Below are 14,638 nucleotides of genomic sequence, written 5' to 3' on the forward strand. Positions count from 1 at the left end.
AAAGGATAGCAGGTAATGAAGGGAGCGGACAAGTATGACAGTGTTAGAAGTGGATATTATCGAAGCGGGTTACGAAGTCCACGAGCCGAAAATTCATGAAATTCAGTTCGAAGTGAAACCCGGCGAATTGGTAGGATTGATCGGGCCGAACGGCGCGGGCAAGAGTACGACGATGAAGAGCCTAATGGGCTTACTGAAGCATTGTAAAGGCGAGATCCGATTCACAGGTCCACAGCAGTCCTACGGTTATATTCCGGAGAAACCGATTATGTATGATGCGATGACGTTGTGGGAGCATTTAGAGCTGGCGGCAGCTGCCTATAACCTCCCTATGGACGTATTCGAACGGCGAGCGAATGAACTGCTGCGGCAATTCCGGCTTCAAGATGTAAAGCATCAGCTCCCAGCCAGTTTCTCCAAAGGCATGCAGCAGAAAATGATGCTCGTCATCGGTTTCTTAACCGAGCCGGATGTCTACATTGTGGACGAGCCCTTCGTCGGGCTGGATCCGAGAGCGACGAAGGATTTCCTCCGCATGCTGGATTTGGAGCGGGAACGCGGTGCGGGTGTGTTGATGTCGACTCATGTGCTTGATACGGCCGAGCGGATCTGCAGCTCCTTCGTCATGGTCGACCAGGGGAGAGTCGTTGCGAGCGGCACGCTTGCCGAGATTCAGGCTCAGAGCGGATTGCCTGATGGCACGCTGCTCGATTGTTTCGATGCTTTAACTTGAGTGAGAGAGAGTAGGGTGAACAGGCATGCGCATCAATGCGAAGCAACTAGCGACGAGACGGCTAAGAGAAGAAGCGGTCTATCAATATAAAGCGCTGCGGAGTGCAGTAGACTGGACCGTTATGCTGTACTTGATTATACCGGGCATTTTTTTCGCGATTATCGGATATCGTTCATTGTGGACGGATGCATTCCCCGTCTGGATTGAATATATGCCAGCATCTGTTGTGGCGGCGCTCTTATTCCTCTGTGCGAGAAGAGGAAATATCCGCGTGCTGGTGCAAGAAGCGGACGTCTTATTTCTTCGGCAAAAAGAAAACTGGGTACACACGCTAACTCGGGTTGGGTGTCTCTACAGTATGGCGCTGGATGCAATCATCAGTGTCTTGGCCTACGTGACGGTGCTGCCGATCGGGATCCGTTCCTTCGGATGGACGTGGACGGCGTGGACAGGACTTCTCCTGTTCCATCTAAGCTATTCAATTCTATGGTCCTTCATAAATAATCGCATCCAGATATCGTTCTCAGGCTGGCGGCGCTGGCTGATTAAATGGGGCGTGACCGCGGCTGGCGGCGCATTGTATGTGCTGCTTGCTCTTCGATGTAATCAGCTAACATGGCTGCTGTTTGGGTGTGCAGTGCTGGTGGCGGCGATCATCGTGGTGTTCATGCGGTCACGTATACAGCGCGTGAATGCTTTCGAACAGGACATCATCGTAGAGGGCAAGCAGCGGATGCGATTGACAGGCTTGCTGCTGCATAATACTTTGGAGAAGTCCCCATGGTTTCGGATGCGCAGACCGATGTTATTCCGCCATTCGAATCATGTATTCTCTTCCCGCAAGCCGCATATGGTGGTGGCCGAACTCGCGATCAAATCCGTATACCGTTCGAATTTGCAATTAAAGACGATGCTCCAGTTTCTAGGTGCAGGTCTTGTTGCTGTGTTACTGACCCCTGCGACGATCAAGATCATTGTGTACGTAGGGCTAATCTTGTTAATCTGGTATTGGATGCAGGGCGACTGGAATGATTTCGTGAAATCGGCGTATGTCAAAATGTTTCGTTGGCGGGAGGAGGACCTCCAGTCGGCTAAACCGATCGCGGTATACGGCATGATGCTGCCGCTCACCTTGGTACTCGGTCTGGTTACCGGCCTATTGATCCAAGGGGTGTGGGGCGGGATCTTCGCGCTTCCTGTAAGTGCGTTGTTCGGCTGGATCATCGTACATTCGATCGGTGCGATCGATATTCGCAAATAATGTTCAAATATAAGAATTTATAAGTTTCACTGATAAATTGTTCTTATATTTCCGAAGATACGCTTGTCGTCCAATAAGGACGACGAAGTCGGTTCTTCTTGTTTTGTATGAAATTGGGCAAGATAACACCCGTAACCACCTTCAATATGGAAAGAAGTGAGCCATTATGAAAATCGTACTTATTCGCCATGGGCAAAGCGTATGGAATGTAGAGAATCGATTTACAGGTTGGACGGATGTGGATCTATCCGAGAACGGTCTGAACGAAGCGCGTCAAGCCGGGCAAATCTTGAAGAAACATGGGTATGTATTCGATGAGGCGTATACGTCCGTGCTTAAGCGGGCGATCCGTACCTTATGGATTGTGCTTCATGAGATGGACTTGATGTGGATTCCTGTTCATAAGACATGGATGCTGAACGAGCGGCACTATGGCGCGCTGCAAGGGCTGAACAAAGCAGAGACGGCGAAGCAATACGGCGAGGAGCAGGTCATGCAGTGGCGAAGATCTGCGGAACTGCGACCCCCGGCGTTAGATAAGAATGATGAGCGATATGAAGCTTCGAATCCGAAATATAAGTCCTTGGCGGAGGTGGAATTCCCTCTAACGGAGAACTTGGAAGATACGGAGAGACGGGTGCTAAAATATTGGACGGAAGAAATTGCGCCCGCCATTCGCAAAGGGGAAAAGGTCATTATCTCGGCCCATGGCAACACACTCCGTGCGCTCGTGCAATATCTGGACAATATCCCTGCGAATGGGATTGTCGATCTTAATATTCCGACTGGCGTACCACTGGTGTATGAGCTCGATGAAGACCTGAAGCCGATCCGGCACTATTATCTCGATATGGATGGCGAAGTGGCGGAAGACGCAATTCCGAAGCATATATGATGGGATGAAGCCAAATCCGCAACTAGAAAGGGATACGGCTATCAAATGAAGAAGCCTCCGTTGTCCCTATGAAAGGGCCTGTGGAGGCTTCTTGTATTATCGTTTGAGCAATAAGTAGATAAAATACGGTGCACCGATCAAGGCGACCATAATCCCTGCGGGAATACCGTCAGGACCGACGATTTGGCGGCCGATGGTGTCTGCGACTAAGAGCAGCCATCCGCCGATCAGAATGGCGATCGGAATGAACAGTTGATTCCGAGGACCGACCAGCGCTTTGGCGATATGCGGTGCCATCAGTCCGATGAAGGCGATCCCACCTGTAACCGAGACAGCGGAAGCAGATAGAGCAACCGCAACTAACAGCAGAATGAGGCGCTCCTTGTTGATGGAGACACCGACACCGATAGTGACGGGCTCATTCATCACGAGCAGGTTCAAGCGATTGGCCCGATAGAGCGTAAATGGAATGAGGATGACCAGCCAAGGCAAGATCGCCCAGACGAACGGCCAATCCGTACCCCAGATGTTCCCGGCAAGCCATTTGGCGATAAAATCAACCTTGGTACGTTCAGCCGACGAGATCAGGACAATCATGATGCCGGATAGTGCCATGGAGAACCCAACCCCGGTTAACACGAGCTTAACCGGCTGAAGGCCCGTGTCCTTGTGATACGCGAACACATAGATCAGACCAGCCGTAATCAACGCCCCGATAAAGGCAACGATCGGTATTACATAGATAAAGGAGCCTGCATCAATCGGGAAGAACAAGAAGAAGACTGCAATCGCTACGCCAGCTCCTGAATTGATGCCGATGACACCAGGATCAGCCAGATCATTGCGCGTTATTCCTTGAAGAATCGAACCTGATAGCGCGAGAGCCATCCCGGCTAAGAGCGTAATCACGATCCGCGGCAGTCGAATCGAGAATAGGACGAATTCTTCTTTGAATGTGCCTTGCCCGAACAGTGTAGGGAGAAGTCGATCATACGACAATTTCGAATACCCCAGTCCCATACTAATCGTAACCGTAAGTATAATAAGTACGAGTAAAATAAGTAGAATAAGCCGTTGCTTGCGAATAAGTGCAGGTTGAATCATGAGAAGGACTTCCCTCCTTTACGAACGATAAACAGGAAGAAAGGTAAGCCAAGCATCGCCACAATGGCTGCAACAGGCGTCTCATAAGGCGCATTGATCGTACGTCCGAGCGTATCAGCGAACAACATGAATGCGGCTCCTGTAATCGCGGACATCGGAATCGTGTAGCGATAATCATTGCCGACAACCGCACGCACGATATGTGGAATCATTAATCCGATAAACGTCATATTGCCGACCAGTGCAACGGATGCGCCTGCGAGCAGAATGGTCGCGAAGATCAACAGTGCTTTTAACTTCTGGATCTTCTGTCCTAGCCCGACGGCGACCTCTTCGCTTAGGCTCAAGATCGTCAACTGCTTGGAGAGCGCCATGGCAATCAGAAGCCCGACGATAATGAAGGGCACAATGACTTGAAGCTGCTCCCATGTAGTTCCGATGATCCCACCTGCGGTCCACATGGATACGTCTTTTGAAATTTTGAAATAGATGCCGATTCCTTCCGCAATCGCATACAAGAAAGCAGAAATGGCTGTACCGGCAAGCACGATTCGAAGCGGAGAGAAGCCGCCCTTCTTGATCGTACCGATCCCGAACACGAGGACGGACCCCAGCGCAGCTCCAATAAAGCATGCAATCATAATATAGAAATAATTCGCACCCGGAATGAAGGCCATGGTCACGGCGAGCGCTGCATTAGCGCCAGCGGTTAACCCAAGCAGGCCTGGATCGGCCAACGGGTTACGCGTCATGCCTTGCATCATCGCGCCGGAGACGGCAAGCGCCGCTCCGACGAAGATGGCTGCAACTTCACGAGGTAAGCGAATTTCACGAATCAACGATATTTTATCTCCCGTAGCGTCTGCCGAGGTTAGCGCGAGCCACACATCCTTAAGGGATGTATCGGCTGCCCCAAATACCATCGCAACCGTGAACATCGCCACGAACAGGAGAATTCCTGCGATCAGTTTATAGACAAATGGGATGGGACGTCGATTCGTCATCGGCTTAGTTCCCTAGAAATTTATCAATAAAGAATTGAAGTTGGAATTCAAGCGTTAACGGGTCATTGAAGTAGAACGATTTGGCATCCGCTTCAAAGACACGATTGTTTTTCACAGCAGGAATGTTTTTGTACGTATCGGTATTTTGGAACGAATTGTCAGTATCTTTGGTTTTGCTGAATATGATATAGTCGCCAGCGAACTCAGGCAATACCTCGGCGGATAGTGCATAATAGCCGGGCTTCATAGCCAGTTCTTTCACTTTCTCAGGCATTTTCAATTTCATTTCCTGATAGAGGATCTCCGTACCGCGTGCCCAGTGGTCGCCGAAGACATAGAGCTGCTTATCGAAGTTCTCGATAACCGATACGGTGGCATTCTCACCGATTTTTGCTTTGATATCAGCGCCTGCCTTGGCTGCGCGTTGTTTGAAATCATCGACCCAGGCTTGTGCTTCTTTCTCTTTGTTCAGCAACTTGCCGATTTCGATATGCTGCGTTAAGTAGTCTAACTTGCCGTAAGTATAGGTCACGGTTGGCGCGATTTCTTTCAATTTGTCCACATTCTTTGTCGTATCTAAACCGATGATGAGATCCGGATCAAGTTCGATGATCTTCTCTAGGTTCTCATCCGATACTTCTTGGACGTCCTTCAATTGATCTTGGAACCGTGGGTTCATCTTCGACCAAGAATCGACGCCGACAAGCTTAACGCCAAGCGACATCACATTGCCTGCATACGACGATAGGACAATGACACGCTCAGGATGGCTAGGCACTTCGACAGGGCCCGTCTCGGATTGGTACGTAAATGTTGCGGGCTGCTCTGCCTTCGCAGGTTCTTTCGCTGTGGATTCATCCGCTGGCTTAGCTGCTTGGCTGCTGCAAGCGCTCATCAAGATGACGAGTACAGCAAGGACGGGGAGTAATAGTTTTTTCATGATCGGTTCTCCTTTAAGCTAGTTATCATAAATGATAATGATTATCAATGTCAGTACTTAAATAAGATATAGGGATTCTCGCCCAATGTCAACAATTTTTATCTATTTTTACGTATGGTTAAATGTGGGTGGCGAATAATATGTCAATTAGGTTTATGCATAATGCTGCTCGTCGTGGTTGTGAAGAAAGGAGTATCTAATGGAATTTGTCATTCCTTTATTAGGGCTTATCGGTGTGATCGTCGTGGCTACAGTGCTGAATAAGAAGTTCCCGCGCGTACCGCTTGCCTTATTTCAAATTTTACTCGGTGCGATGGTGTCGTGGTTGCCTTTCATCCCTCTCACCCTAGAGTTCGAACCTGAAGTATTCATGGTCTGTCTCATTGCTCCCTTATTATTCAGTGATGCACGCGTGACGTCGCGCAAAGAATTATGGGTCTATCGCAAGCCGATCTTATTCATGGCCTTGGGTTTGGTATTAATTACGGTCATAGGGCTTGGTTATGCCATACATATATTAATTCCGTCCATGCCGCTTGCGGCAGCATTTGCACTCGCTGCGGTATTATCTCCGACGGATGCGGTAGCTGTGAAGTCGATAACGCAGGGGCTTCCGCTGCCATCGAGCCTGATGCCTATTCTGGAGGGGGAGTCGCTGCTGAATGATGCGGCGGGCATTGTGAGCTTCAAGGTAGCACTGGCGGTTGTGTTATCAGGTGTCTTCTCCGTTCAAGCGGCGACGTTCAATTTTCTCATCGTCTCGATCGGGGGTATTCTAGCGGGACTGATCTGCGGGTTCTTATTCGTTAAGTTAAGGCTATCGCTTAGGCAGAATGGGTTCGAAGAGGTGAATTCGCTCGTCGCGATTCAATTTATAACGCCCTTCGTGATCTTCATTATTGCGGAGGAATTAGCGGTCTCCGGCATTCTAGCGGTGGTCGCTGCGGGGATCATCCATGGCATTGAGCGGGACAGGCTCCAACAGACGTCGACGAAGATCCAGATCACCTCGAGTACGACTTGGTCCGTCCTTAGTTATCTATTTAATGGGTTTGTATTCGTGCTGCTGGGTTTTCTTCTTCCGGAAGTCGTGCATGGATTGCTCACGAGCCAAGAAATATCGATCATGGTGGTTCTTGGCTTTACACTCCTCATTAGCGTGGGGCTATTCTTAATTCGGTATATCTGGGTATATGTGCTCCATCGCAATTTCGCTGCGATCGAGGGGCATGAGCCTCATGGAGAAGCCGACAATGTATCCAGAGGTCGGTATGCGTTCTTGACTGCAACCTGCGGCATCCATGGAACGATAACGCTGGCGACAGCGATGTCTATCCCTTATGAGCTTTCTAACGGGACGCTATTTCCTTACCGGAATACGATTCTATTCATCTCGGCTGGGGTCATTCTCCTTAGCTTGATCTTCGCGACCGTCGTTCTGCCGCTGACCTTAAGGCATGCAACTCATCACGTAAAGGACGAGAAGTCACTTCTGTCTATTCAAGAAGCGACCCAGCTCATTCTCCAGCGGACCATCCAACTGTTGCATGCGGAGTCCGATCAAGGACATAAGCGTGCGACCTTCCGCGTGATTCGTGAGCTGGAGGAACAACGGCGTATGATGGAGGAAGGCAAGGCGTCCCGGCTATCGAGCAGTGTATTGCGTAAACTCCAGGAGATCGCTCGCGAAGCAGAGATGAAGAAGCTGACGGAAATGATCGAACAAGGCGAGGTGTCCTCGCAATTGATGATGCATTATCCGGTGATTAGCGAACCTCAGGAGCTCTATACCGTGCGCTCCAATCTACGTAGAATATGGTTCGGATATAAGATGTATTGGATGAAGAAGAAATTGAAGAAGTTAAGTGCCGCGCAGCTGCCGCCCAAACTCGCATCCCGCACGAAGAAGATGACGGAGTTCGTCGAAGAGCTGCATCGCGTAAAAGGGGGACTCCGGCAGGCTGCGATTCAAGCGATTCAGCAGCATATGACGCCGGATAATCGTTACGAGGCGATGTTCATGATTCAGTATTATGCAAGGCTGCAGCAGGCAACGCTCAGTGAGGAAGAAGAAGCGAACTTCATGGAGAAGGTGAGCGAGGTACGGCTGCTGAGCATTCAATTGAAGCGAGATCTGGTGCAGAAACTAGAAGAATCAGAGCAGATTACGCCTGCAACGCGGCTCAAGCTGCTGCAGAATATGAACTATGAAGAGATGCTGCTGCTTGATCCGGCGTGAGTAAGCAGCAAAAAGAGCCATTCCACGGTTGCGATTCAACCAGCCGGAATGGCTCTTCATCATGGATTCGTAGATGCTCTTACAATTAGAAGAACTTCACGAGTTGATCTTTGATCGCCTCATTCGTTCCGCTAACAACGGTCCGAATTTGCGGTTTATTGAATAAGGCTTGGATCTGTGCAGGATATTCCTGACGGATCTCACGCAAGCGAATGGACTCGTCGAACTTTGCTGGATGCGCCGTGGATAGGATGATCGTGACATCGTCCTCAGCAGCTAGCTTGTCGGCTGCCGCTGCGCCGCATGCGGTATGCGGGTCCATGAGATAGTTGTATTTCGTATAGTAGTCGCTCAGCGTGTCGAGACACGCTTCGTTCGATACGCTGTAGGCGGAGAAGTCGGACTGCACGTGGCTCAGCGCATCGGACTCTACGACGATCCGTCCCTCAGCTTTGAACTGTGCCATGAGCGTGGACACCACTTCGCTGTTCCCGCCGTTCAAGTAGTAGAGATATCGCTCGAAATTGCTCGCCACTTGGATATCCATCGATGGGCTGTACGTACCGCGGAATTCTCCAGGCTGGTACAAACCAACATTTACGAAGCGTTCGAGAATGTTGTTCGCATTCGTCGCCAAGATGAGCTTATGGACCGGCAATCCCATTTGCTGTGCAAGGTAGCCGGCGAAAATATCGCCGAAGTTGCCTGTCGGCACGCTGAAGCTAATCTTGCGGTCAACGCCTTGCTTCGCCAATTGGAAGTAAGCATAGAAGTAGTACACCGTCTGCGCCAGAATCCGGGCAATATTGATGGAGTTGATCGCACGCAAGTGGTATTCATGCTTGAAGTCGACATCAGCGAACAGCTCCTTGATGATGCGCTGGCAATCATCGAACGTACCTTCGACTGCAAGATTCAATACGTTGGCATCATCGACCGTCGTCATTTGCAGGGCTTGCACCTCACTGACCTTCTGATGCGGATGCAAGATACAGATACGAATGCCTTCTTTGCCGCGTACGCCTTCGATGGCCGAAGCTCCTGTATCCCCTGAAGTTGCACCGACGATGTGGATGATCGAATTGGTTTTTTTGGACACATAAGAATAGAGGTTACCCAAGAATTGAAGCGCGACGTCTTTGAACGCAAAGGTCGGGCCGTGGAATAGCTCTAGAATATAACGCTTATCGTCTAGCTTGTGGACCGGTGTCACTTCCTCATGGCGGAAGGTGCCATAGCTGTCATCAACAAGCTTCTTCAGATCGTCTCTTGGAATTTCATCGTTCACGAACAAGGAGAACACCTCGAGCGCAAGTTCGGGATAGGTGAGCTCTTGCCATTGACGCAGTGTCTCTTCGGATAATTGCGGCAGGTGTTCTGGAACAAGTAATCCTCCGTCATTCGCGAGTCCCATCAGGATGGCGTCGATGAACCCGATCGGGGCGACTTGCCCCCGTGTGCTGATATACTTCATATTTAATCTCCTCGTTAAATAAAATTACATCCATTGTACATGATCTGGGGGTCAAGGTCGATACAGAACTTGAAGTCAGTCAAAACGTTGAAATCTGCAGGCCGAACTGGTTAAATGAGGGATAAGTATGAAATGGAAATTATTCAATTGGATAAGGAGAAGTACTGCCATGACGGATATGAAAAGAAACAAGCTGACCGAGGTCAGCAGACAATTAGCGAATGTCGCAATGGGGCAAGCCCATGCGGACCTCATCATTAAGAATGGAATACTCGTGAATGTATTCTCGGGCGAACTCGTCGAACAGATCGATGTTGCCATTGTAGCAGGGAGAATTGCGCTTGTAGGGAACGCAGATCACACCATTGGGGAACAGACGACCGTTATTGATGCTGCAGGCAGATACATCGCTCCAGGGTTATTGGATGGACATATGCATGTCGAGAGCACGATGTTGTCCGTGACGGAGTTCGCTAGAGCGGCACTATCGACGGGGACGACAGGTATTTTCATGGACCCACATGAGATTGCGAATGTATTCGGCAGCGAGGGCGTACGCTTGATGCATGAGGAAGGGCAGCAGCTTCCGCTCAAAGTCTTCACGACCTTCCCGTCGTGTGTCCCTGCGACGATGGACTTGGAGGATGCCGGAGCCAGCTTGTCCGTCCAGGATATTCGTGCAGGGATGCAGTGGAATAATGTCGTGGGACTGGGTGAAGTCATGAACTTCCCAGGCGTCGTATTCGGCGATCCGCAGATGTGCGGCGAGATTGAAGCGACGATTGAAGCAGGCAAGACGGTGACGGGACACTTCCCAAGTGATGATGATCGGATGCTGCAAGCCTACCTTAACGCTGGGGTGACGTCAGATCATGAGACGGTGACACGGGAGCAAGGGCTTCAGAAGGTTCGCCTGGGCATGCACTTAATGATCCGGGAAGGTTCCGCATGGCATGATGTGAAGGAAGTTATTAAGATCGTGACCGACGATAAAGTGAATACGAGCAATATCTCGCTGGTCACGGATGACGTGAATCCGCAGACGCTTGTGGAACTCGGGCATTTGAACCATGTTGTTCGTCGCGCGATTGAAGAGGGAGTAGATCCGGTAACGGCGATTCAGATGGCGACCATTAATGTAGCGCGATATTTCCGCATGGACCAAGACCTTGGCAGTATTGCTCCAGGGAAATGTGCGGATATTCTTCTCATTGATGATCTCCACCGCGTTGTTCCTTCAACAGTGATTACCGATGGTCAAGTGATCTATGATCAGGGCCAATATACCGTGGAGCTCCCGAAATTTGTCTATCCGGAACATATTCTGAATTCGATGAATGTAAAGCGTGAGTTAACGGCGGATGATTTCAAGCTTGCAAGCCGGGGTACTGCGGATAAGACCGAAGTGAATGTGATTGGCGCTATTGAGAATAGCGCGCGGACGGAGAAGAGGAAGGCTGTACTGCCTGTGGTGGATGGCATCATTCAACCGGACCTGCAGCAGGATGTCATTCGACTTGCATGTATTGAGCGTCACCATGGAACTGGCCAGATCTCAAATGCGTTTACCCATGGCTTCCAGATCCAATCGGGCGCCGTGGCTTCAACTGTCGCACATGACAGCCACAATCTTATTGTGATGGGCGTGAGCGAGGAAGATATGGCTTTTGCAGCGAATGAGCTGGTTCGCATCGGCGGAGGAACGATTGTCGTTCGAGACGGTAAAGTACTTGCGCAAGTGCCACTTGCGATCGCAGGGCTCATGTCGGAGAAATCCTTGCAAGAGGTTGTGCAAGAAGTGACTCAGCTCGATGAGGCGTGGAAAAAAATCGGATGCCCGTTGAACGCGCCATTCATGACATTCTCCCTGATCGCGCTGCCTGTGATTCCAGAGATTCGAATCACGAATCGCGGTCTTGCCGATGTTACCCAATTCAAGCTGATTGATGTAGAAATCGGATAATATTCGAACGTAGAGGAGTGGAGACGTATGAAATATCGTCGACTCGGAAAAAGCGGACTCGAAGTATCATTATTAGGTCTCGGAACCAATGCCTTCGGCAAACGCGCGGATGAGGATACTTCTATTCGGATTATTCATCATGCGATCGATCGCGGGATCAACTTCATCGATACAGCCAATATCTACGCTGGCACGGAATCCGAGCGCATTATCGGTGAAGCTCTCGTAGGGAAGCGGCAGCACGTTGTGCTAGCGACGAAGGCCGGGCTCCCGACCGGGACGGGCCCGCATTCGCGCGGCTCATCGCGGTATCATCTGCAGCAGGAGCTGGAGCAGAGTCTTCGGCGTCTGAAGACGGATTATATTGACTTGTACCAGATCCATACGTTCGACCCGAACACACCGATCGAAGAGACGCTGCGCACGCTGGATGATATGGTACGGTCCGGAAAAGTGCGCTATATCGGCGCTTCCAATTATGCGGCTTGGGAATTCATGAAGGCGCTAGGCATTAGCGACAATAACGGATTCGTGCGATATGTGTCCAGTCAGACGAGTTATTCGCTGGCTGATCGTACGCCAGAGCAGGAGCTTATCCCGATGTGTATCGATCAAGGCGTTGGATTGATTCCTTACTTCCCGCTGGCTGGCGGTATTCTAAGCGGTAAGTACCTTGCAGCCGAGCAAGCGCCGCAAGGGTCTAGAGCAGAGACGGATCCTAACTTCAACCGATTCCTGAATGAGCGGACGATTACACTAGGGCAACAAGTAAGCAAACTGGCTGCAGATCGAGGCTATACGCCTAGCGCGCTAGCGCTTGCATGGCTGATGGATCAATCTGTTGTCTCAACTGTTATTGTAGGTGCGACAAAGCCGGAGCAGCTGGAGGATAACTTGCAAAGTCTAGAAGTCCAGCTTACGCCTGAGCTCGCGCAATCCCTTCAGGAGATTAGCGAACCTTTCCGTGATGGCAAGCCTTTTGCCTTATATCGACTATCTTAATAAGCTGCGAGTTGATCGCTCCGAATCCCCATCTTCCAAGAGATGGGGATTTTTTTGTATCCAAGTGTTGACATTTTGCGAATATTGTATATAGTATATATATACACTATTTACTTAATAAACACACATCAATTATCGGAGGTAGATAATGAACATCATCATATCTCACGCATCTGAAGATCCGATTTACATCCAGATTGTGAATCAGATTCGACATAGTATATTGAGCGGCGAGATGAAGGCCGGAGATAGTCTCCCGTCCATCCGCCAGCTAGCCAAGGATTTGCAAGTGAGTGTGATTACGACAAAGCGTGTGTACGAGGAGCTCGAGAAGGAGAAACTGATCGACTCAGTGGTCGGCAAAGGCTCATTCGTCTCGGGCGCCAATATGGAGTTTATCCGGGAACAGCGCATGAAGCTGTTGGAAGAGAAAATGATTGAAGTGATTCGTGAGAGTCGTGATTTGAATATGAGTGAGGAAGACGTTATCAACCATCTGAAGTTATTGTTCGAGGAGGAACAGCCATCATGAATGCCATAGAAGTACGTAACTTAAGCAAGTCCTATTCCCAATTTTCCGTTGACAATATATCGCTTGATATCAAGAAAGGTTATATCACCGGGCTGATCGGACCGAACGGCGCAGGGAAGAGCACGCTGATCAAGATGATGCTCGGCATCGTCCGTCCGTCGGCGGGAAGTATCCGCATGCTCGGCGCTGAGATGCCAAGCGAGGAGATTGCGATTAAGCAACGCGTAGGGATTGTCTCCGATGATTGTTTCTATTATGAGCATTTATCTTTGAAGGATATGAAGAAAGTGATCGCGCCTTTCTATACGAAATGGAATGAAACGAAATTCAACCGCTATATGGAGCAGTTTGAGTTGTCGCCGACGAAGAAGATCAAAGAGTTGTCCAAAGGGATGAAGATAAAGTTCGCCCTAGCGATTGCCTTATCGCATGAGGCTGAGCTGCTCATTATGGATGAGCCTACCTCGGGACTTGATCCCGTATTCCGCAGGGAGCTATTGGATCTGCTCGCTGACATTATGCAGGATGAGCGGAATACGATTCTATTCTCGACGCATATTACGACCGATTTGGATCGGATTGCCGATTACATAGCCTTCGTTAACCGCGGCAAGCTTGTGTTCAACGATGTGAAAGACGATGTATTGGACCGTTATGCGATCGTCAAAGGCGGCCAAGACCTGCTCGATGCAGATATTCGGGCGAGATTCATCGGCCTTCGCGAGACATCGGTGGGGTTCGAAGGACTCGTCGACGATCGCAAGCAAGCCCAGGAGCTGTTCGGCAGCTATGCCGTGCTTGAGACGCCTTCACTAGAAGACATCATGTATTATACCGCTAAAGGAGGTCCTATCTATGCTTAACCTGATTCGTAAAGATTTCATCGTCATGAGGAGCTCGCTTGGACTCATTCCTTTATATTTCGTGATTTTCAGTATTGTTCTCATATCCAATACCATGTCAGCTTACTTCCTGGTCGCTGTCTATACGGCTTTCACTACGTTGATGATGAGCACGGGTGCGGATGTGAAGAACGATAATCATGCGTTTCTCATTACGATGCCAATGAACCGGGCGCAAATGGTTAAGTCGAAGTATGCCACAGCGCTTCTGTATACGGGAGTTGCAGCGATTGCTTGCTATATTTTCTACACCATTGTACGTTACGTGAAACCAAGTCTGGGCATGCCCGCTTATTCGATGGGACAATTCCTGGCTTCGATCGGGATATCTTTGGTGCTCGTATCCATCTACTTGCCTCTGTTTTACTGGCTTAGCAAAAAGGGCATGGCGATCATCAACATGGCCTTCATGATTATACTCATTGGGTTAACGCCGTTCATGAATATCGGGACGTACCTGATGCATAAACAGAATGTCGGTTCAATCAACAATGCGAGCGTAGCGCTTATCGGATTAGGTGTCGTGCTTCTATTCATTGCTTCTTACTTCTTAGCCAAATACTTGTTCAACAGAAAGGATTTATAAATC

13 protein-coding genes are annotated in these 14,638 nt (G+C 49.7%); 9 read left to right on the top strand and 4 right to left on the bottom strand.

Going from position 1 to position 14,638, the window contains the following annotated elements:
* Window positions 1-34 precede the first annotated feature (34 nt).
* From ACFQZR_RS06170 to gpmA, 3 genes are all read left to right on the top strand, one after another.
* Window positions 35-733, top strand: a complete 699-nt coding sequence (locus tag ACFQZR_RS06170) for an ABC transporter ATP-binding protein (protein WP_379343960.1) — start codon at window positions 35-37, stop codon at window positions 731-733.
* Window positions 734-758: 25 nt separating this feature from the next.
* Entirely contained in the window at window positions 759-1,994 is a 1,236-nt protein-coding gene (locus ACFQZR_RS06175; protein WP_379343962.1) for an ABC transporter permease, read from the top strand.
* Between the two features lie 163 nt (window positions 1,995-2,157).
* Window positions 2,158-2,889 carry a 2,3-diphosphoglycerate-dependent phosphoglycerate mutase gene (gene gpmA / locus ACFQZR_RS06180; RefSeq protein ID WP_379344902.1) on the top strand — a complete coding sequence of 244 codons (732 nt, stop codon included), beginning with the start codon at window positions 2,158-2,160 and terminating at the stop codon, window positions 2,887-2,889.
* A 96-nt stretch (window positions 2,890-2,985) separates the two neighbouring features.
* Here gpmA and ACFQZR_RS06185 read toward each other — a convergent pair whose 3' ends face one another.
* From ACFQZR_RS06185 to ACFQZR_RS06195, 3 genes are read right to left on the bottom strand one after another with little or no spacing between them, the layout of a single operon-like run.
* Window positions 2,986-3,993 carry a FecCD family ABC transporter permease gene (locus ACFQZR_RS06185; protein ID WP_379343964.1) on the bottom strand — a complete coding sequence of 336 codons (1,008 nt, stop codon included), beginning with the start codon at window positions 3,991-3,993 and terminating at the stop codon, window positions 2,986-2,988.
* Window positions 3,990-4,997 carry a FecCD family ABC transporter permease gene (locus tag ACFQZR_RS06190; protein ID WP_379343966.1) on the bottom strand — a complete coding sequence of 336 codons (1,008 nt, stop codon included), beginning with the start codon at window positions 4,995-4,997 and terminating at the stop codon, window positions 3,990-3,992. Before ACFQZR_RS06190 ends, ACFQZR_RS06185 begins: the two co-directional genes overlap by 4 nt.
* A 4-nt stretch (window positions 4,998-5,001) precedes the next feature.
* Complete coding sequence (locus tag ACFQZR_RS06195) at window positions 5,002-5,937, bottom strand: iron-hydroxamate ABC transporter substrate-binding protein (protein ID WP_379343968.1); 936 nt, start codon at window positions 5,935-5,937, stop codon at window positions 5,002-5,004.
* A 199-nt stretch (window positions 5,938-6,136) separates the two neighbouring features.
* On the opposite strand from ACFQZR_RS06195, the gene ACFQZR_RS06200 reads away from it, so the two are divergent.
* Entirely contained in the window at window positions 6,137-8,176 is a 2,040-nt protein-coding gene (locus tag ACFQZR_RS06200; RefSeq protein ID WP_379343970.1) for a Na+/H+ antiporter, read from the top strand.
* Window positions 8,177-8,261: 85 nt separating this feature from the next.
* Here ACFQZR_RS06200 and thrC read toward each other — a convergent pair whose 3' ends face one another.
* Complete coding sequence (gene thrC, locus ACFQZR_RS06205; protein WP_379343972.1) at window positions 8,262-9,650, bottom strand: threonine synthase; 1,389 nt, start codon at window positions 9,648-9,650, stop codon at window positions 8,262-8,264.
* A gap of 169 nt (window positions 9,651-9,819) precedes the next feature.
* Here thrC and ade point away from each other — a divergent pair, with 169 nt between their 5' ends.
* From ade to ACFQZR_RS06230, 5 genes are all read left to right on the top strand, one after another.
* Window positions 9,820-11,613, top strand: coding sequence for an adenine deaminase (gene ade, locus ACFQZR_RS06210; RefSeq protein WP_379343974.1), 1,794 nt, complete (start codon window positions 9,820-9,822; stop codon window positions 11,611-11,613).
* A 27-nt stretch (window positions 11,614-11,640) separates the two neighbouring features.
* Window positions 11,641-12,615 carry an aldo/keto reductase gene (locus tag ACFQZR_RS06215; protein ID WP_379343976.1) on the top strand — a complete coding sequence of 325 codons (975 nt, stop codon included), beginning with the start codon at window positions 11,641-11,643 and terminating at the stop codon, window positions 12,613-12,615.
* 148 nt (window positions 12,616-12,763) lie between these two features.
* Window positions 12,764-13,147, top strand: a complete 384-nt coding sequence (locus ACFQZR_RS06220; protein ID WP_018754407.1) for a GntR family transcriptional regulator — start codon at window positions 12,764-12,766, stop codon at window positions 13,145-13,147.
* Window positions 13,144-14,010 carry an ABC transporter ATP-binding protein gene (locus ACFQZR_RS06225; protein ID WP_379343979.1) on the top strand — a complete coding sequence of 289 codons (867 nt, stop codon included), beginning with the start codon at window positions 13,144-13,146 and terminating at the stop codon, window positions 14,008-14,010. Before ACFQZR_RS06220 ends, ACFQZR_RS06225 begins: the two co-directional genes overlap by 4 nt.
* On the top strand, window positions 14,003-14,635 hold the full coding sequence (locus ACFQZR_RS06230; RefSeq protein WP_379343981.1) for an ABC-2 transporter permease: 633 nt from the start codon (window positions 14,003-14,005) through the stop codon (window positions 14,633-14,635). The genes ACFQZR_RS06225 and ACFQZR_RS06230 overlap by 8 nt, the downstream gene beginning before the upstream one ends.
* Window positions 14,636-14,638: the final 3 nt, after the last annotated feature.

The sequence above is a fragment of the Paenibacillus sp. GCM10027629 genome, from assembly GCF_042676425.1.
Classification (GTDB): domain Bacteria; phylum Bacillota; class Bacilli; order Paenibacillales; family Paenibacillaceae; genus Paenibacillus_K; species Paenibacillus_K terrigena.